General features: G+C 35.7%; 15 protein-coding genes and 1 pseudogene. 1 reads left to right on the top strand and 15 read right to left on the bottom strand.

Translation table 11 applies throughout. The features are described from left to right. Positions 1 to 211 precede the first annotated feature (211 nt). The 13 genes from C8E03_RS13850 to C8E03_RS13910 form a co-directional block, all read right to left on the bottom strand. The gene (locus C8E03_RS13850) at positions 212 to 1,018 is read right to left on the bottom strand and encodes a formylglycine-generating enzyme family protein (RefSeq protein ID WP_094378223.1); all 807 of its coding nucleotides are present in this window, start codon (positions 1,016 to 1,018) and stop codon (positions 212 to 214) included. Positions 1,019 to 1,036: 18 nt separating this feature from the next. Continuing rightward, positions 1,037 to 2,311 carry a right-handed parallel beta-helix repeat-containing protein gene (locus tag C8E03_RS13855; RefSeq protein ID WP_242993545.1) on the bottom strand — a complete coding sequence of 425 codons (1,275 nt, stop codon included), beginning with the start codon at positions 2,309 to 2,311 and terminating at the stop codon, positions 1,037 to 1,039. A 200-nt stretch (positions 2,312 to 2,511) separates the two neighbouring features. Then, positions 2,512 to 4,188: an ABC-2 transporter permease gene (locus C8E03_RS13860; RefSeq protein ID WP_110291297.1), complete on the bottom strand. Its 1,677-nt coding sequence runs from the start codon at positions 4,186 to 4,188 to the stop codon at positions 2,512 to 2,514. Position 4,189: 1 nt separating this feature from the next. Next, positions 4,190 to 4,978 (bottom strand): ABC transporter ATP-binding protein, encoded by a 789-nt coding sequence (locus tag C8E03_RS13865; RefSeq protein WP_094378225.1) that lies wholly within the window; start codon positions 4,976 to 4,978, stop codon positions 4,190 to 4,192. Between the two features lie 24 nt (positions 4,979 to 5,002). Continuing rightward, the gene (locus C8E03_RS13870) at positions 5,003 to 5,677 is read right to left on the bottom strand and encodes a response regulator (protein WP_094378226.1); all 675 of its coding nucleotides are present in this window, start codon (positions 5,675 to 5,677) and stop codon (positions 5,003 to 5,005) included. 12 nt (positions 5,678 to 5,689) lie between these two features. After that, a complete protein-coding gene (locus C8E03_RS13875; RefSeq protein WP_110291298.1) occupies positions 5,690 to 7,276 on the bottom strand; it encodes an ATP-binding protein in 1,587 nt (528 codons plus the stop codon). Positions 7,277 to 7,424: 148 nt separating this feature from the next. Then, positions 7,425 to 8,402: a 2-keto-3-deoxygluconate permease gene (locus C8E03_RS13880; protein WP_094378228.1), complete on the bottom strand. Its 978-nt coding sequence runs from the start codon at positions 8,400 to 8,402 to the stop codon at positions 7,425 to 7,427. Positions 8,403 to 8,470: 68 nt separating this feature from the next. Further along, positions 8,471 to 9,643, bottom strand: a complete 1,173-nt coding sequence (locus C8E03_RS13885) for an NAD(P)-dependent malic enzyme (RefSeq protein WP_094378229.1) — start codon at positions 9,641 to 9,643, stop codon at positions 8,471 to 8,473. Positions 9,644 to 9,925: 282 nt separating this feature from the next. Continuing rightward, entirely contained in the window at positions 9,926 to 11,617 is a 1,692-nt protein-coding gene (locus C8E03_RS13890) for a [FeFe] hydrogenase, group A (protein WP_110291299.1), read from the bottom strand. 14 nt (positions 11,618 to 11,631) lie between these two features. Then, positions 11,632 to 13,503: an NADH-quinone oxidoreductase subunit NuoF gene (locus C8E03_RS13895; protein ID WP_094378231.1), complete on the bottom strand. Its 1,872-nt coding sequence runs from the start codon at positions 13,501 to 13,503 to the stop codon at positions 11,632 to 11,634. Next, positions 13,500 to 13,979: a complex I 24 kDa subunit family protein gene (locus C8E03_RS13900; protein ID WP_094378232.1), complete on the bottom strand. Its 480-nt coding sequence runs from the start codon at positions 13,977 to 13,979 to the stop codon at positions 13,500 to 13,502. Before C8E03_RS13900 ends, C8E03_RS13895 begins: the two co-directional genes overlap by 4 nt. 257 nt (positions 13,980 to 14,236) lie before the next feature. Continuing rightward, positions 14,237 to 15,067, bottom strand: a complete 831-nt coding sequence (locus C8E03_RS13905; protein WP_110291300.1) for a type II CAAX endopeptidase family protein — start codon at positions 15,065 to 15,067, stop codon at positions 14,237 to 14,239. A 241-nt stretch (positions 15,068 to 15,308) separates the two neighbouring features. Then, a complete protein-coding gene (locus C8E03_RS13910) occupies positions 15,309 to 15,584 on the bottom strand; it encodes a hypothetical protein (RefSeq protein ID WP_110291301.1) in 276 nt (91 codons plus the stop codon). Between the two features lie 20 nt (positions 15,585 to 15,604). Here C8E03_RS13910 and C8E03_RS23020 point away from each other — a divergent pair. Then, positions 15,605 to 15,982, top strand: a pseudogene (locus C8E03_RS23020) (IS1634 family transposase); the annotation flags it as partial. Positions 15,983 to 16,180: 198 nt separating this feature from the next. Here the strand turns inward: C8E03_RS23020 and ascB are convergent. Together ascB and C8E03_RS13925 are read right to left on the bottom strand one after the other, a co-directional pair. Beyond that, positions 16,181 to 17,605, bottom strand: coding sequence for a 6-phospho-beta-glucosidase (gene ascB / locus C8E03_RS13920; RefSeq protein WP_094378235.1), 1,425 nt, complete (start codon positions 17,603 to 17,605; stop codon positions 16,181 to 16,183). 10 nt (positions 17,606 to 17,615) lie between these two features. Continuing rightward, on the bottom strand, positions 17,616 to 19,463 hold the full coding sequence (locus C8E03_RS13925) for a beta-glucoside-specific PTS transporter subunit IIABC (protein ID WP_110291302.1): 1,848 nt from the start codon (positions 19,461 to 19,463) through the stop codon (positions 17,616 to 17,618). Positions 19,464 to 19,624 lie beyond the last annotated feature (161 nt).

The following is a 19,624-nucleotide window of genomic DNA, read 5'->3' on the forward strand; positions in this document are numbered from 1 at the left end:
CCATTCAAAAAAAGAGAGCACTATGTCAGACACATACAGTCTTATTTATCATACCACTCTCTTTCTTGAATATCTATTATTTTATTATTCTATTCCTAGTATCAATACACAAACACTTTACTACTTGCTCTAACCTTATTTATAAAATTTAATACTTTTGTATTTTGACAGCTAGAAAACGGATACACATCATGAAATAAATAATTACAAATTAATCCAAATACAAAGCGCAACGAAGCCCAGTACCATTATTTTCTATCTCTTCACCCATTGCGTTTCGATAGGCAGAACGCGTATTTTCTGGAAAATCACCCCATGCTCCACCCCGAATCACCCGCGAATCACCTTCTAAAGGTCCTGTAGGGTCTGTCACATTCTCTGCTGAATAAGGGTTCTGATACCAATCGATACACCACTCAGAAATATTGCCGTACATATCATATAAACCCCATTTATTAGGTTGCTTTAAGCCAACTGGATGAGTGGTGCCCTTTGAATTTATGTCAATCCAACCGTATTTCGTTATATCTTCTTCCTTATTTCCAAAAGACCATTTTGTAATCGTATCAGCCCGGCAAGCATATTCCCATTGTGACTCAGTAGGAAGTGAAATTTCTTTGCCCGTAATTTGACTTAATTTCTCAGTAAATACTATACAATCGTTATAGCTTACCGTATCAACCGGATATTCGTTACCTTTCCAATCACTTGGATTTTCACCCATTATCACTTCCCACTGCCTTTGAGTCACCTCATATTTCCCAAGATAAAAGGGCTTTGACACGGCAACTTTATGCCTTGGTGTCTCGTCTGCATCTCCTTCTCCTTCAAAAGATCCCATGGCAAAACAACCACTGTCTATTAAAACAAATTCCATTGTGACTCCATCTGAAATCTCAAGGTTTATTTCCTTTGGCAAGACATCCTTTGATAAGTGATTATAGCTATATACTATAAAAGCTGCAAAGACTGCCAATAACAATAGAATAGCAAACAACACACGTTTCTTTATTCTCATATAATCTACTCCATATCGTTAATTAAAGCAACCCATTCCTTTTAAATCACTATTACTTTTAAGGTGCATAAAGGTAATGGTTGGCAATGTTCCATTCGTACCTCTAGCCCATGTCATCTGGCTTGCATCTAAGCTTTGAAAATCATCGTTTGTGACAGTAACACCACTCTTTGTCCAAGAGTTGTTGGTCACGTTAGCCTGAGGTAAGTTCGCATACTCAATCAAGATACCTTTCAATGCAATATTATAATGCAATACCTCTCTTGTACCTGAGATATCCGTTGAATCAGTCCTACTTACTCGCTCCAGCATATTAAAATTGCCATGCTTGTTATTATATGCCGTATTATTAGTCCATGTAGCTGCCTGTCCAGGCTGATGATTGGCATAGAAGCCATGTGCATTATTATTCGCTGCCAGACAATACTTTACGGTATGAACCGGAACCGTACCTGGAACAGTGCCTGTTCCGTAGCCTCCGATTTTAAAACCGTTTGAATCTCCTCCGGCAGTCATATTATATGCCCAGCAGGTATCAAAGGTATTTGCTCCCTTGGATGTTATACTGTCATATCCATCATCACTGTTGTACCAAGCACGGCATTCCTTAAACACAACACCATTTCCGTGTGCGCCAAAACCATCTGTATTTCCAAGTGAAGTACTAGTTGTACCAATATTATTGTAGGAATCACATTTGATGCATTGTCCTGTACCATTATTTACAAAGTAAAAACCATTTGCTGCATTCGCATAGCAATTTACCTGATTAAAAGTTGCATTTCCCTCAATTCGGAAGCACTCGGATTGTTTTTGGCTGCCAACAGGAACTTTCGTGACATTCATGCATAAAAATGTGACATTTGTGACATTTTTTGCAATACGAAAAGCAGCAACTCGCTTAGAAGTAGTAATGTTGGAAAAATCAAAAATTGGCGGATTTTTTGAGGAATACGCGCGATAGGTAATTCCACTTTTTGTAATGTCATGCACATAATTATAATTACTATCTGAGCTTGCTATCGTAAAATCCTTATAAGTACCGCCAAGCATATAGACGGTATCTCCACTTGAGGCTGCCTCTTGAGCCTTTGTAATGCTTTTAAATGGTGTTCCATATGTAGTTCCCTGATTACTATCATTGCCATTTGGAGAAATATAGTAATCAGCCGCATGAGCCGTAACACTCGTTCCAACCAAAATCATCATCCCCATGCATAGTCCTGCTGCTGTCCTTTTAAAAATTTGATTGCTTTGTTTCTCATTACTGATTTTTTTTTGTAAAAATCGCATATAATACCTCCCTTTTTTATTAATAATCCCCTTTTATTTGACAAATTATTATTCATCTAGTATTATCATACATAATTTTGTAAAAACAAGCAACCTTTTATTTGATTTTATGTAAATTTAATATATTGTCGTGTTATTAGCACACAATTTCCCAAATTTACTATAATAAAATGCGTTTCTCCTACATTTTTAACTACTCTTTATTGGCTGTCTCTGACAACTTCTTTCCAAGTAAATTGAAAACTGATATACCACAGAAATATTAAAATCAGCACTGAAACAATCAAATTTAATTCCACTCCAAACGGAACAAATCTACAGGCTATGTAATGAACCAACGCTTCTCCAGCACAAAGAATGAAAGATAAAAATACCTTAGCTGAATTGCTGCTGTTTTGTGCATACTGAAAATCTTTATAGAAAGGCATCTCCTTTTTCATAATTTTAAACATGGCTAGCATTAAAATAAGAAGATTAACAAAAATCAATATTAAATCGTCTGCTATTTTCACTCCAAAAGCAGCCATAAAGATAACGCTGACAAACAAATAGACAGGAACGATGTATTTATACACAAAGGCCTTAAAGGCTCCTTTTAAAAGCACTGTTGGATCATCTAACGGTAAAACCTTATAAATCCATGCTCCCTGATAGTTTTCACTCAGACTTATCATTGTAAATAAGGATGCCAGAAGTGATGCAGTATAGTATAAATACAGATAATATCTTCCACTTGTTATTTGTGTATATGCCTCCAAAAAGGTATTGCCTGCATTAAAAAACTGAAACATAAATATAAAGGGAAAGATGACTGCCAATCCAAGCAATGGATAAATTCTCAGTTTTAGTTTTCTTTCATTGTTAAGCATCTGCAAGGTAAAGCGAAAAAAAGTTTTTTCTACGTTTGTTCTGCAAAAAAAAGCTGCAATCGCCCTTTGTCTTGCCTCCTTTCTCTCTTTTCTTTTGACTCTGCCTTCACTGTTATTTATTTTTTGCAATTTTTTTTCAAAATTGGGAGCAACTACTTTACTATATATAATAAGTGTAACAGTTGGTATGATAATAGCCAATGCTCCTAAAATAATATAATGAATATCAAACTCTTGATTTAACAGTATATGAAAAGGTGCGGCAAACCAAGCTGTTGGTAATAAAAAATCCCATACATGCTTTTTCACTTCAACATTGATAGTAGCAATATTGAAAATTCGTCCTATCATCTGATAGGAAATTGTCATAAAGATGGATAAGGCTATTTGAAAATAATTTATTATATCTTTCAGCTTTTCGCCACTAAAAATTGCAAGAATGGCATAGTATAACAGCGATGTGACAAATAATGAAAAGCTGCAAATCAAAATAATTTCGAAAAGCATTAATAGGAAAAATGCAATTCCAAATCTTATAGTGCCAAATAAAAGTGTTCCGCCTGTAATAGCAAAGGTAATACCAATTAGGTAAATGAGGATATGAATCAACTTAGCCATATTAAGCGTTTTCGCATCAACTGGTCTTGGAAGCAATATATTTTTATCTTCTATATCCAGCAAAACGGTAGAAAAGTCTGAAATCATAGTTGTCATAATCATAAAAATAAGCATTCCCAATATAATATTCATCTTAATGAATATAGGTAACGGTATGAAAATAAATAAACCAATAAATGCACCAACAAACAAATAAAGCAACAAAGAAGAGCGAAAAGAATTCTTTGCTTGTGCATTACTCTTGTTATTCATCATAACAGTTGGAACTCTTCTCTCGTCCATCAATAATTTAATCTGTATGATTTTTCTCATCAGTGGATAATCAATATCAACGGACTTAAAAATAAAACTAATTTTATCTAATATCTTTAATATTTTAAATTCTTTCATCTTACCCCTCTTTTAATACAGAAATAAATGAATCAGCAATTTCTTTATATTGATTAAAACCGGTCAGTTGATTAAAGATGCCCTCAAGTGAACCTTCACTGCTCATTTTCTGAAGCTCTGCAAACGAACCATCTGCTACAATTTGTCCATCATTTATTAGAATGATTCTGTCACTTATTTTTTCTACTACTTCCATAATATGGGAAGAATAAAAAATGGTTTTTCCCTGAGCGGCTAGTTCAGCAATAATCTCCTTAAAAATCATTACACTATTCGCATCCAATCCACTTAACGGCTCATCAAAAAACAGGATATCCGGATTATGCAGCAAGCTTGCGATTATAAGAACCTTTTGCTTCATTCCCTTTGAAAAGGATGAGATTCTTGAACTGTAGTTATCTCCTATACCAAATAATGACATTAGTTGAAACGCTTTACTGTCAATGTTAACAGGATTCATACCATAAAGCTCACCGATAAAGGTAAGATATTCTTGTGCTGTCAAGCTGTCATACATTTGTGCAGTTTCAGGTACATAGCCTATTTTTTTCTTATATTGAATATTTCCAAAACTTAAATTCTCACCAAATATTTTAACCTCCCCTTCATACCCTTCCAATATACCGAGTAAAATTTTGACTGTCGTACTTTTGCCTGCTCCGTTTGGTCCGATATATCCGATTATTTGACCTCCCTGTATTTCTAGATTAATTCCCTTTAGTACAGGCTTCGCACCAAAGCTCATGTGTAAATCCTTAATTGATATCACTGATTCCATTTGTGAATCCATACTTGATTCCTCCTGATTTTAAATTTAAAGTCTTCGATACTTATGCTGTGGCCTGCCTACTTTACCATACTCGACCAGCTTATCTATCTTTTCTTCCTTTTCCATAAATTCCAGATATCTTCTTACTGTTACTCTTGCTATCTGCAATTTTTCCGCCAGACTCTCAGCAGTAAAAATTTCATAGCTTCCATTTTCTATCTCTTCCCAAATGATATGATAAGTATATTTGTTAAGACCCTTAGCCATATCATCTTCATTTTGTGAGCTTTGGCTGCTTGATATCAGTTTATCTAAATCCTTTTGTTCCATTACCTCACATTGTTGAAAACTGTCATGTCTTTCCTTAAACTGAAGAAGTGCCTCCTTAAAACGTTCAAAGCTAAATGGTTTAATCAGATAATCTACCACACCATATCGAAAAGCCTCTTGTATTCGTTCCATTGTTTTATCGGCTGTTATTAAAATAATATCAATATCCAGCTCCTGATTTCTGATCCATTTTAATAAATCAATTCCATTTTCTTTTGGCAGATATACATCCAGCAAAATAAGTTCAGGCTTTCTTACTGCTATTTCCCTTTTTGCGTCTTCCAGATTCGTAACTGCCTTATATAAAGTAAAACCTTCTACTCTTTTTAAAAATTTTGAATTAATCTCTAAAACCATCGGATCGTCTTCAACAATCATAGATCCTATCAAACCTCTTCCCCCCTACATTGGTATTTGAATATTCCATGAAACACCATTCTTTGTATCAAATTTAATGTTACCGTTAAACTCATCAATTATCCTTTTCACAATATACATACCATGTCCTCTTTGCCCCTCTTTTGTTGAGAAACCCTGTTCGAATACTTTCTCTCTATACTCAGGAAGGATTCCACATCCGTTATCCTTTACTTGTATGTTTAAGAATTGATCGTCTTCCAAGATTTTAACAAGAATTTCTCCGGTTCCATCGTTTTTTACTGCGTCCAATGCATTTTCTATCAAATTCCCTACTATTGATACTATCTCCTGTGATGTCATATTCTGAGGCAGGTTTGCAAGCTTTGATGCTTTATCTATTCTGAGTTTTACCCTAGCCTCCTCTGCCTTGTTATATTTTGCAAGTAAGAGTGCTGACAAAAACCTATCTTTCATATTTTGTGCTAAAATATTGCTGATATTGCTTCTTACCTTAGCCACCTCTGAAATAAACTGCAAGGCTTCCTCATATTCATTTAGTTGAATGAGGCCGGAAATGGTATGAAGCTTGTTCATAAATTCATGATTTTGTGCTCTCAATGACCACGCCATCTTCTTGGCTCCCGTCAATTCCTCTGCCATTTTAATGACCTCTGTTTTATCACGGATACTGGCAATAGCGCCCACAACCTCACCTTGATGTATAATAGGAATCCGATTCATCACAATGACCGTGTTATTTAATCTCTGTTCATCATCCAATTCCGCCTTGCCAGTATCCAATACATGTAATAATCCTGTATTTGGAATTATGTTTTCAAGGCTTTGCCCCATCATCTCTTCCTTATATGCAAAACTTTGAAGCTTTAATATGTGAAAGGTAGAATCATTCATAAGCGTGATCATACCCATTTTGTCCACTGCAACCAGCCCCTCATGTATGGCATCTAATATTCCCATCTTTTCATTATATAACCTTGTTATTTCTTCCGGCTCAAGACCAAGCAGTGTATGCTTTATATTATTGGCTAATAAAAAGGCTCCAATTACACCAGCCAAAAGACCACCGATTCCAATTAAAATAATATATAAAATTGCGGTATGCTTGGCCACTTCCACTCTCTTGATCAGTGCTCCAACTGAAACAAATCCTATTTCATTCTTTTGCTCTGAATCGTAAACCGGAGTAAAAGCCCTTAAAGATTTACCAAGTGTACCCGTTGCTTCTGAGATATAAGTTTCTCCTGTATTGATAACACGGTATTCATCTCCGCCCTCAAACCGCTTTCCTATCATATTTTGATTTGGATGTGAATAGCGTATTCCGTCCTTATCTGCAACTATGATATAATCCACCAACTCAAGATTTTCAAGTTGCCGATTAATGAAAAATGCAAGATTTTCATCTGGGTTTTGTTCTTCTAACGCCTCTATTACCTCACTTGAATGTGCCACCAGTTTTGCCACATTCATAATATTTATTCTCGCCTCATTCTCAATATTTCTCGTCATCCATGATGCAACAAAGGAAATTATGATTGTAATTGATACGAATACGACTGCAATTACCAATAAAATAATCTTGCTTTGCAGCTTCATGCTCTTCTTCACGTACATCCCTCACTCTAATTATTATGATATTTATTGTAACAAATTTTTAAGCAATAAACAATCGCATTATAAGAATCGACAAAAAGGTGCTGTCGCACTAGCTGATGAAAATCTGCAGTGCGCAGCACCTTTTTATTCTATATTAACTTTATATTGCTGTTTCTGCTGCATTCTTTTGCTTCATTACTTTGCTTTTACTAAGCTTTTTAAATGCAAAGGAAACAATAAATGGACAAAGAATAGCGGATACCACACAAGATGCTGCCACCTGTGCAGTGGCTGCGGTTGCTATCACAGCTAATGTCGGATCTGCGGCGGCTACTGCTGCCGGAGTTGCGACTGCATTTCCTGCTGTCGATCCTGTTGCAAGACCGATAATCGGCTCCTCCTTAAATAACTTTAATAATATGTAGGCTCCAACTCCGGTAAAGGAAGCGAGAACTCCAAGTAATATGCCTGGACCCCCGGCCGTAACAATGGTTTCTAAATTCATACCTGCTCCTAAAGGGAAAGAGAAGAATGGAATCAACAGTAATTTACTGCTGCCTAAAAAAGTTCTCATATCAGAGTCTATATTTCCTAAAATCATACCAATGACAATTGGAATAAGAACTGCAACCAACGCCTTAAATGGTACCTGTGCAAGTCCTGATGCTCCCAGAGCAACCAGTGTAAAAAATGGTCCGTCCTTGATTGATAAAAGTGCATAAGCTCCTACATCTGTTTCATCTCCATATTGAGAAGCCAAGGAAGCATATAAACCACCATTACAGTTTGTTAAGGCTGCTAATACAGCAAGTGGTGACAATCCAAGTACTCCAGCCGAACCAAATATTTTTCCTACCGCAATACCTATACCTGCACCTACAATAAATTTACCGGTTATTAAAAGAACTCCTTTTTTGACTGCCTTTGGCGCTAATTTAAAATGTATCTGTGATCCGATCAAAAACATAAAGCAGGCTAATATGGGAGTCGATGCTGTCTTACTAAACAACGCAGTTGTAAATCCGCCTATTTCTAAAAACTGTGGAAAAAATGTATTAACCATAACTCCCAAAAATAATGGAACTACCATCATACCGCCTGGTATTTTATCAAGTGTTTTCTTAATTGGAATTTGCATAGTAACCCTCCTGTTATCATTCCCTATAAAGTAAAAAATCTAATAAATAGTATTGTTTATACATTTCTTTATAATCTGGCTACACCGCTTTTTCTTGCTGCTTTTTCAATTGCCTCTGCCACATTATCTGCGACACTTTTATCCAAAGCGTTTGGAATTACATTATTTTCATTTAGATCTTCGTCCTTTATCATAGATGCAATTGCATAGGCCGCTGCAATTTTCATTTCTTCATTGATTTCCTTTGCTCTGACTTTTAATGCACCCTTAAATATTCCGGGAAATGCCAATACATTGTTTACCTGATTTGCAAAATCCGATCTTCCTGTTCCTATTACTTTAGCACCTGCGGCTTTTGCCTCATCCGGCATAATTTCCGGTGTTGGATTTGCCATTGCAAAGAGAATCGCATCCTTATTCATAGTGCTTACCATTTCCTTTGTAACGATACCGGGTGCAGAAACACCGATAAATACATCTGCATCTTTTAGTGCATCACTTAAGTCACCTTTGATAACATTTGGATTTGTTATTTTTGCCAAATCCTTTTTCGCATCATCTACACCTTCCATTCCTCTATATAAAATGCCGACCTTGTCACAGACAATCATTTCCTTTACATCAGAGGACAACAATAATTTTGTAATAGCAGTACCTGCTGCTCCTGCTCCATTTACAACCACCTTTATTTCGTTGATTTTTTTACCTACTACCTTTAATGCATTGATGATGCCCGCTAATACTACAATTGCAGTCCCATGCTGGTCATCATGAAAGACCGGAATATCGAGTTCCTTTTTTAATTTTTCTTCAACTTCAAAGCATCTAGGTGCTGAGATATCCTCCAAATTAATTCCACCAAAACCCGGAGCAATCAGCTTAACTGCCTGTACAATCTCATCTACGTTTTTTGTATCAAGACAGATTGGAAAGGCATCCACGTCTGCAAATTCTTTAAAAAGAATTGCTTTTCCTTCCATTACCGGAAGTCCTGCCTTAGGTCCGATATCACCAAGTCCTAACACTGCAGTGCCGTCTGTAACAACTGCAACAAGATTTCCCTTTGCTGTATATTTATAAACATCCTCTTCATTTTCATGGATCCTTTTACATGGCTCTGCTACCCCTGGGGTATATGCAAGACTTAAATCTTCTCTTGTTGTAATTGCAACTTTTGATTTTACTTCTATCTTGCCTGCAAACTTTTCGTGTAATTTTAAACTTTCCTCGTAATAATTCATTTTTGTACCTACCCTTCCATTTTGTTTTTCGTTATATTTGCCACAAAAAGAGGATAACACCAAAGATACCTAATGAAAATATTAGAAACATAAAGAATTAATAATGGTCATATTGTACATTTTGTTATATATTTAACATTATTTTAATTAATTATAGTACTTTTAGACAAGTATATAAGCTGTCACTCTTAACATTCTGAAATGTATAGAGTATAAAAAAATAAGGGCAATCCTATTCATCGTGGATTCTGCCCTTATTTTCTATATTTTGTTTAACACTTATTACTTTACTATATTTCGGTGGAAAAGTTTATGCTCTTTTCCTTTTATATTGGTTTGATACATATGGTTTAATACAGGATTCTCGTCCGGATAGCGAATGTTTGACATTACATCGGCCTTATACAATCCATCCATTCTGCCCTTCTTTGTCCTGTCTCCTGCAAATGGTGGCTGTCCTCCGCCCATAATGCAACCTCTTCTGCAAGCCATAACCTCTACAAAATCATAACTTACTTCTCCTGCCTTGATGCGTTCTAACAGCCTTCCTGTCTCTGCCAGTCCATGAACGACTGCTATTTTTACTTCTCTGTCACCTAAGGTTACTGTAGTTTCTTTTACCGTTTCCTCGCCTCTGACACCGATATAGCTGATTTCCTTTAAGTTCTGATAGCTTTTATCCTTGGCAAGTTTTCGAAGTACTGCTTCTGTTACGCCACCAGTGGCTCCGAAAATAGTACCGCCACCCGATGCTACGGCAAATGGCATATCTGCTGCTTCTTCCTCTAGCTGTTCAAATTGAATGCCAACCTGCTTAATCATTCGAATGACTTCTTGTGTCGTAATCACATAATCAGTATCCTGTTTGCCATCTGTGAAATTATCTGGACGAAGAATTTCACCTTTCTTGGCTGTACATGGCATGATAGATACCACTATTGTTTTCTTATTTTCATTTATGTCTTTTTCTTTAAAATAATCCTTAATCAATGGTGAAAACATTCCCTGTGGAGAACGGCAGGTTGATATATTATCAGTAAATTCTGGGTAATGATTTTCACAATATTTTACCCAACCCGGGCAGCAGGAAGTAAACAATGGAAGCTTTTCGCTCTTTTCCAAACGTTCAGCCAATTCTTTCGACTCCTCCATAACGGTTAAATCTGCCGCGAAACTAGTATCATAAATTTCATCAAATCCCATAACACGTAAGGCAGCCACTAATTTACCAAAGCTGTTTTCTCCCCTCGCAACATGAAAGCTTTCACCAATTGCTACTCGAACCGCTGGCGCTATCTGTGCCACAACACGAATGGCTGGGTCAGTGATTGCATCCCATACTTCTGTTACATTGGTACGAACCGAAATGGCAGCTGTTGGACAGACCACTGCACACTGTCCACAGCCTACGCAGTTTGTTTCTGATAATGCTCTGTTAAAAGCAGGCATAACCTGTGTATCGGAACCCCTGAATGCAAAATCAATTGCACCGATTCCCTGAATTTCATCACACGTACGAACACAGTCACCGCATAAAATACATTTATTTGGATCACGCACTATAGATGGTGAACTCATATCAAGCGGTATCTTCTTCTTATTATTCAAAAAACGTACTGCATGTACTCCAACTCGATAAGCAAGCTCTTGTAACGAGCATTTCCCATTCTTCTGGCAAGTCGTACAATCTCTGCAATGGGAGGAAAGCAACAGTTCAATAATTAGTCGGCGGTAAGATTGAATTTTCTTTGTGTTAGTATAAATCACCATTCCGGGTCTTGGCTGCTCGGAGCAGGAAGCAAAAATGCGTCCTCGGTCATCTTCTACTACACACATTCTGCAAGCTCCGTAGATGGAAAGCTCAGAATGATAACAAAATGTCGGTAAATCTATACCAGCCTTACGAATCAAAGAAAGAATATTATTTTCTCCTTCAATGGGTACACGCTTTGTATCAATTGTTATATAATCCATATTCAACCTTCCTCCTAGTTTTCTGTATAAATAGCACCAAATGAACAATTTTCAATACATGCACCACATTTGATACACTTATCACCATTGATGATAAATGGTTCTTTTACTTTTCCGCTAATTGCATTTACCGGGCAATTGCGTGCACATTTTGAACATCCTTTACATGCTTCTGGGTTTATTTTATACTTAATCATCGCCTGACAAGTACCTGTCTTACAGCGTTTATCAACCACATGTTCAACATATTCTTCGCGGAAATTCTTTAGAGTACTAAGCACCGGAAGTGCTGCACTTTTTCCTAAACCACATAGAGCTGTTGCGGTGATTGCTTCACCTAATTCCTCTAGCAAGTCCAAATCCTCTAACGTACCGTTGCCTGAAACGATACGTTCAAGTATTTCAAGCATACGCTTTGTGCCCTCGCGACAAGGTACACATTTACCACAGCTTTCATTCTGTGTAAAATTCATGAAGAATCTGGCTACCTCTACCATACAGGTATCTTCATCCATAACTACAAGACCACCCGATCCAATCATAGCCCCCAGCTTTTTCAAGGAATCGAAATCCAGCTTAACATCCAGATTGTTTGATACCAAACAGCCACCTGAAGGACCACCAATTTGCACTGCCTTAAACTCTGCACCGTTCTTGACTCCCCCGCCAATATCATATACGATTTCTCGAAGTGTTGTCCCCATCGGCACTTCAATTAATCCTGTATTATTAACACTTCCCGTAATTGCAAACGCCTTAGTTCCCGGACTGCTCTCTGTTCCGATTCCCTGATACCATTTTGCCCCATTTGTAATAATCATAGAAACATTTGCATAGGTTTCCACATTATTTAATACCGTTGGTTTTGCAAAAAGCCCCTGTTCTACGGTTCTTGGAGGCTTTGTACGAGGCATACCTCTCTCACCTTCAATCGACGCCGTAAGAGCACTGCCTTCTCCACAAACGAATGCTCCTGCGCCACGGTTGATATGTATACGAAAATTGAAGCCTGAGCCTAAAATATTATCACCTAACAGTCCACGCTGTTCTGCTTGCTCAATTGCAATCTTCAGGCGCTTAATTGCAAGGGGATATTCCGCTCGTACATATATATAGCCTTCCTGCGCTCCTACTGCATAGGCAGCGATTGCCATCCCCTCAAGCATCTTATGAGGATCCCCTTCCATAACGCTTCGATCCATAAAGGCTCCCGGATCTCCCTCGTCACCATTACAGACTACATACCTTATCTTTTCAGGCTGGCTTGCTACCTGTTTCCATTTATAACCAGTCTGAAAACCTCCGCCACCGCGTCCTCTTAGGTTTGCTTTTGTAATTTCATTGACTATGTCATTCGGTGACATTTCAAATAATGCCTTTTCTAGCGCTTCATAGCCGCCGGCCGCAATATATTCTTCTATGTCCTCTGCGTTAATCTGTCCACAGTTTTTAAGGACTAATCTTGTCTGCTTTGCATAAAAAGGAATATTCTCTTGTTCCTTATATATCATTTCATCCTGGTGATACATCAGGCGTTCTACTGGCTTCCCTTTTACAATTGTTGTATTGAAAATTTCTTCACAGTCCTCTTCCTTTACTTTTATATAAAGATAATTCCAAGGCTCAATTCTTACCAATGGACCCATTTCACAAAAACCATGACAACCACTTTCATGCACTCCAACATGTGCTGCTTCTTCTCCAAATTCTAAAGTAACACCTTCTACTCCTTTGGCCATTTCCTTCAATTTTTTATATATTTTATCTGAACCACCAGCCAGACAGCCGGTACCTGCACAAATCAAGATGCGGCAATTTTCCTTTTTTATTTTATTAATTGCCGAGGCTCTTGCTGACTTAAGATTTTCTCTTGTTTCTAATCTCATGCCTTTTCACCTCTCAATTCTTTCATTAGTTCACTTACTTTTTCCGGTGTCATTGCTGGGTATACTTCATCATTTACAGTAAGTACAGGTGCAAGTCCACAGGCGCCTAAACAGGAAACTGTCTCTAGTGTAAACATCATATCGTCTGTTGTGTGTTTTTCCTTTGATAGTCCTAGTTCCTTATAGAGCCTGTCTAAAATCAACGAGGATTTCCTTACGTGACAGGCTGTACCATCGCAAACACGAATCACATATTTTCCTTTTGCTTCAAAGGAAAAATTCTCATAAAATGTAGCCACACTATAGGCTTTAGCTTCGTTAATTCCTAGCTGCTTTGCAACATAACTTAATAATTCTGCTGGTAGATAGCGATAGTTTGCCTGAATATCCTGAATAACAGGTATCAGAGCTTTTTGCGTTCTACCATGTTGTGCAATAATTTCATCTGCTTTGTTGTAATACGCTTGTTCTAACATGTTATACCTTCCTTCCTAAAATATACTTTATTATTCTACTATATTATCATATATAAATAAAGACTTATCGATAAGTTTTTATCGATTATTTAATTTAGTACAAAAAAAGACAATCAAGTACAAATTGCACCTGATTGTTCTTTTTTACAACAATTTTTTAACCCTTTAAATAGTTAGCAGTTTTCTTCACTTTTAAGAATATTAGTTAATCCTAATATTTCAGGATAATCAAAATCCTACCTCATGTATTGGAATTATTATCTACTAATACGGTAAGTTTCATGTTGTGCTCCTTTACAATTTCTCTTTAAAAAAATCCAAATCAATATTCCTCCAATTAAAATCATGACACATGATATACCCATGATTCCTAGATAAAGATTGAAAGATACTTTCTCACTGGCTGAATTTACATTAGCGCTCTGATCTAAGAAGAAACTTTTTAATCCTATTACTATAATATTGTTTAACATATGAGCTAACATACTTGGAACAAGAGATTGATATTTAAATCTTATAATAGCAAATAAGATGCCTACAATAAAAGAAGAAACAAAACCACCCAAATGTAATATTCCAAATATAAATGCACTAATCCCAATTGCTTTTTTTGTTCCCCACTTCTTATGCATTCGCTCCAGTAAATATCCTCTGAATATAATTTCTTCACAAAATGGTGCTAAAAACACCCCCTCAAAAAAACTATAAAGAACTCCATCTGTTGAATTAAAATAGTTACCAACAGGCTCTGTAAAATCATTAAAATAAATTAGGTTAAAGACAAGAAAGCAAGTGATTCCTGTTCCTAACAATAGAGCACCTCCATCCGAAAGCAGGATATCCTTAATTTCAAATCTTTTATTTTGAAAAAAGATAGTAACATGTTTCTCATTTTTTAAAAGATAAAATAATATTACCAATAAAGGAATCAGATAACAACAAATATCCGATTGTACTTTGTACCAAACAGATTCATTCATATATTTTACAAAAAACAAGGAATCCAAAGGCAGAAGAAATACAATGATAAATCCTGCCATAACAATTAATAAAAAAGACCTTATTTTTAAATTCGATAAAATTTCCATGTATTTTCCTCTATTATATATTAATGGAGATGGATAATTAATCTTCCATCCCCAAGTTATTTATCATATTATTCTTTATATTTTTTAATAATTTCTTCTATTTCTGTTATAAATAAATAACTTATAAAAAAAATGATAAAATCAATAAAGATATTTATTTTTACACTTAGTATCAACAAAATATAACTTGTAAACTTACTTAATACAAAACATAATATAAATTTAACCACATTTTTCATCTTTAATGAGGTATTGATTGACTAAAAGTCTTATAATATGCAGTTGCTTTCGTAGCATCTGTAGGCTCTAACCCTTTCACAAAAGAATCCCATATAGCTTTTCTATGTTCCCATAAATAATCAACACCTTTTGCAATTATATAATTTGCAATAAATTCGACTATTTTTTTTGTTATCTTTGCCTTAAAACCTCCACCTTCAACTTCCATCATCTCTTCTTCCGTCAATAATACTGCATTATCTGGAATTATAAAATTTTCATTTGCTCTTTTGAACATTATAATCCTCCTTATTGCTTTATTTACATAAAAATAATTTAAGTATTTATATTATAAATCTTTTTTCAATATGTTTCAACTATTCTTTTAGTCAGTCATCACGGGTTCGTAGTTCCCAAATCGAACGTGCAAAAAAACTAATCGAATCAAGACCTAAAGATGTGAAAAAACATAATCAAAATGACTATAAACGTCTTATTAAAACAACTGGAGTCACCCAAGATGATGCTACAGAAATATCAAAAATCAAACATAAGCGGTGGGAAATCGAAGAATGTTTTAGAATTATGAAAACAGATTTTACAGATGCACTTCATGACGTATTTTGCTTTCATACAGACTATCAGATTGTTAGTACAAAACAGATGAAAAAAATTTTTAAGGATACAAAAAAATAAAAACATTACTCACTTTTTATGAGAATTATAAAAGGCTGTAATCCAGTAAATACAGTGGATTCCAGCCTTTTTAACGTTACAACTGTCAAACATGAGATTATAATATATAAACAAATACTTATCGATAAGTTTTTATCTATTATTTAATTTAGTACAAAAAAAGACAATCAAGTACAAATTGCACCTGATTGTTCTTTTTTACAACAATTTTCCGTTTGATTCTATTACTTTTTTATACCAAACAAAAGATTTTTTCTTTTTACGTTCTAATGTTCCATTTCCTTTATTATCGCGATCTACATAAATAAATCCGTATCGCTTCTCCATTTCACCGGTTCCTGCACTTACTAAATCAATGCAGCCCCAGGTTAAATAGCCAAGACATTCCACACCATCATTCATCGCCGCTTTTACCTCTTCAATATGCTTCTTTGTATAATCGATACGATAATCATCTTGAATACTACCATCTGCTTCTACTTTGTCAACAGCTCCCAGACCATTTTCTACAACAAATAAAGGCTTCTGATAGCGGTCATATAATTCATTCATCGTAATTCGAAGACCAAGGGGATCAATCTGTCTTCCCCATTGCGTGATATCTAGATACGGATTTCTTAATGTTTGAATAGCATTCCCATCTACAATATTGTTCGAAAACTCTAAATCCACACTGGTTAATCGGCTGGAATAGTAACTAAAGGCAATAAAATCAACTGTATTCGCTTGTAATATTTCCTTATCACCTTTTTGCATATTAAGAGTCACGTTCTTTTCATTCCATATTCTCTGCGCATAGCTTGGGTATTTTCCTCTCACCTGCACGTCTATGAACAAATAAGTATCTTGGTTTTTCTCAATAGCCTGCCAAACATCTTGCGGATTACAACTATATGGATAAAAAGAGCCTGCTGCCAACATACATCCCACCTGCATCTTTTCATTAATCGTACGTGCCAGCTTTGTTGCAAGTGCGCTTGCAACTAGTTGATGATGTGCAGCCTGATAAGTAATTTGATTTGCCTTTTCGTCCTCTCTTATCATCACTCCACCGCCAAAAAATGGAATATGCGTTATCATATTAATTTCGTTAAATGTCATCCAATATTTTACTTTCTTCTCATACCTCTTAAATAACACCTCACAGTATGCCAAATAGAACTCAATGACTCTTCGATCTGCCCATCCACCATACTTCATTGTTAAAGAAAGCGGAGTATCAAAATGGCATATTGTAACTATAGGTTCTATCTTATATTTTAAACATTCATCAAATAGGTTATCATAAAATTGAAGCCCTAACTCATTGGGCAAAACCTCATCACCATTTGGAAAAATCCTTGCCCAACTTATTGAAGTACGAAAAGCCTTGATTCCCATCTCTGCTAATAGAGCAATATCTTCTTGGTATCTGTGATAAAAATCAATCCCCTCATGACTTGGATAATATTCATAGTCTTTTTCCATTGCTATTCCTGGATGATACATAGCCTCTTTTCTTCCACATTGTACGCAGGGGAGAATATCCATTGGAGACATTCCCTTTCCATCTTCTAGATAGGCTCCTTCACACTGGTTAGCAGCCATTGCCCCTCCCCACAAAAAGTCATTTTCTATTACCATTGTTCCCTCCTTAAAATACAGTGATTATTTGTTCACCACTTTCCACATTTTCTTCTTTAATACCAATTACGTCCAGATAATCTTCTGTATTTGTTACAATAATGGGAATGATACATTCATATCCAGCTGCTTTAATTGCATTCTGATCAAATTCAATTAATACATCACCCTTTTTAATACGATCACCATCATGAACATATGCAGTAAAATACTTTCCTTCCAATTCTACTGTATCAATACCAATATGAATAAGCAATTCTACTCCTTCTGTACTTACCAGGCCAATTGCATGTTTTGTTCGAAATACAGTTAATACTTCCCCATCAAACGGAGCTACTATTTTGTTATCAAACGGATCGATTGCTATCCCTTTTCCTGTAATTTCTTTGGCAAACGTTTCATCATTTACTTTTGATAATTGAACTGTTTTACCACTCGTTGGACTATAAATTGCAATCTTTTTACTCAATGGATTCTTTTTAACTACATTCTTATTTTCTTGCTTATCAATCTCTGAATCCGCTGGGTCTTCAAAGCCAAACATCCAAGTTAATACAAATGTTACAATAAAACCTATTATACATGCAATACACGCATGTACGATATTCATTGGATTTTCGCCAATAAAAATTGGAAGGGAAAGAAGTCCTGGCGTACCTGACGTGTACCGAACTACTCCCATCAGTCCGGCATAGAAGCCACCTATTCCTCCACCAATCATAACTGCAATCAATGGTTTTTTTAGCTTTAAAGTAATTCCATACATTGCAGGTTCTGTAATACCCATTAAAGCTGTAATCCCAGCCGAAGAAGCTAGCTGCTTCAATTCTTTGTTTTTTGTTTTTAGGGCTACGCTTAAAGATGCGCCACCTTGACATATATTAGAAACTAAACTTCCAGGTCCCATTATTGCTTCATACCCATAGGTAGAATAAGATGTCATAAGAATCGGCAGGAAACTCCAATGCATACCCGTTAATACTAACAAAGGCATAAACGCACCCATTAAAGTAGGAACTAACCAACTAACATGTACATTTAAAAAATCTGTTACTGTTGCAATACCCATACCGATATAAGAACCTAATGGTCCTAATATAATCAGTACAATAGGGGCTACAATTAGTATCGTTAATACTGGTTTCATAAAAAATTTTACTGGTCTTGGAGATATCTTATCTGCAAAGCGTTCCACATATGTCATTAGCCATACTGCTAAAATAATAGGAATTACACTAGAGCCATAACTCACTAATTTAACTGGCAATCCTAATAAATAAATCGGTTCACCTGCTGATACCATTGCTACAAAGTTTGGATGTAATAAAACCCCTCCAATCATTGCTGCCATATATGGATTACATCCTAGTTTATTAGCTGATGAAAAAGCCAGCATAATTGGCAAAAAATAAAATCCTGCATCTGCTATAAAACTTATGATACTATACACTTGTGACTCTTTTGACATGCCAAGCAAAACACAAACAACTAACATTGCCTTAATCATACCAGCCGCTGTGATTGCTGGTATCACTGGTGTGAAAATGGATGCAAAAATATCCATTAATTGATCTATTTTTTTATTCTTTTTTTCAGGCGTTGTCGTTAGATCAACCTGACCTAATTTTTTAATTGCCGCACAAACATTCCCTACATCCGTGCCTATAATAATTTGATATTGCCCTGATTTTTTAGTGGCTCCAATCACACCATTAATTTTCTTTATATTTTCTAAATGAACCAATGACTCATCCTTAAAGTTCATTCTCAATCGAGTGGCACAGTTTGCTAACTGCGTAATGTTATTTATTCCTCCCACTTGATCTAATATTTTTTGTGCCAATTCCTGATGATTCATATCTTGTCCTCCTTAAATTTTATATTCATATAAAAAGGCGTCGACTTTCCTCTTTACAAATATCAATTTAAAAATACCTAAATCAAATACAAGTATTTGCTATTTATGCTAACTTAACTTGCCTTGGTTTAGGTATTGCCCATAATGGTTACAATCCACTT

This window comes from Lachnotalea glycerini (assembly GCF_003201285.1).
Lineage (GTDB): Bacteria > Bacillota > Clostridia > Lachnospirales > Lachnospiraceae > Lachnotalea > Lachnotalea glycerini.

Bases quoted from the DNA above. Each gene is read 5' to 3' on its own strand.
- C8E03_RS13850 (WP_094378223.1), bottom strand. From the start codon at position 1,018: ATGAGAATAAAGAAACGTGTGTTGTTTGCTATTCTATTGTTATTGGCA.
- C8E03_RS13855 (WP_242993545.1), bottom strand. From the start codon at position 2,311: ATGCGATTTTTACAAAAAAAAATCAGTAATGAGAAACAAAGCAATCAA.
- C8E03_RS13860 (WP_110291297.1), bottom strand. From the start codon at position 4,188: ATGAAAGAATTTAAAATATTAAAGATATTAGATAAAATTAGTTTTATT.
- C8E03_RS13865 (WP_094378225.1), bottom strand. From the start codon at position 4,978: ATGGATTCACAAATGGAATCAGTGATATCAATTAAGGATTTACACATG.
- C8E03_RS13880 (WP_094378228.1), bottom strand. From the start codon at position 8,402: ATGCAAATTCCAATTAAGAAAACACTTGATAAAATACCAGGCGGTATG.
- C8E03_RS13885 (WP_094378229.1), bottom strand. From the start codon at position 9,643: ATGAATTATTACGAGGAAAGTTTAAAATTACACGAAAAGTTTGCAGGC.
- C8E03_RS13890 (WP_110291299.1), bottom strand. From the start codon at position 11,617: ATGGATTATATAACAATTGATACAAAGCGTGTACCCATTGAAGGAGAA.
- C8E03_RS13895 (WP_094378231.1), bottom strand. From the start codon at position 13,503: ATGAGATTAGAAACAAGAGAAAATCTTAAGTCAGCAAGAGCCTCGGCA.
- C8E03_RS13900 (WP_094378232.1), bottom strand. From the start codon at position 13,979: ATGTTAGAACAAGCGTATTACAACAAAGCAGATGAAATTATTGCACAA.
- C8E03_RS13905 (WP_110291300.1), bottom strand. From the start codon at position 15,067: ATGGAAATTTTATCGAATTTAAAAATAAGGTCTTTTTTATTAATTGTT.
- C8E03_RS13910 (WP_110291301.1), bottom strand. From the start codon at position 15,584: ATGTTCAAAAGAGCAAATGAAAATTTTATAATTCCAGATAATGCAGTA.
- ascB (WP_094378235.1), bottom strand. From the start codon at position 17,605: ATGGTAATAGAAAATGACTTTTTGTGGGGAGGGGCAATGGCTGCTAAC.
- C8E03_RS13925 (WP_110291302.1), bottom strand. From the start codon at position 19,463: ATGAATCATCAGGAATTGGCACAAAAAATATTAGATCAAGTGGGAGGA.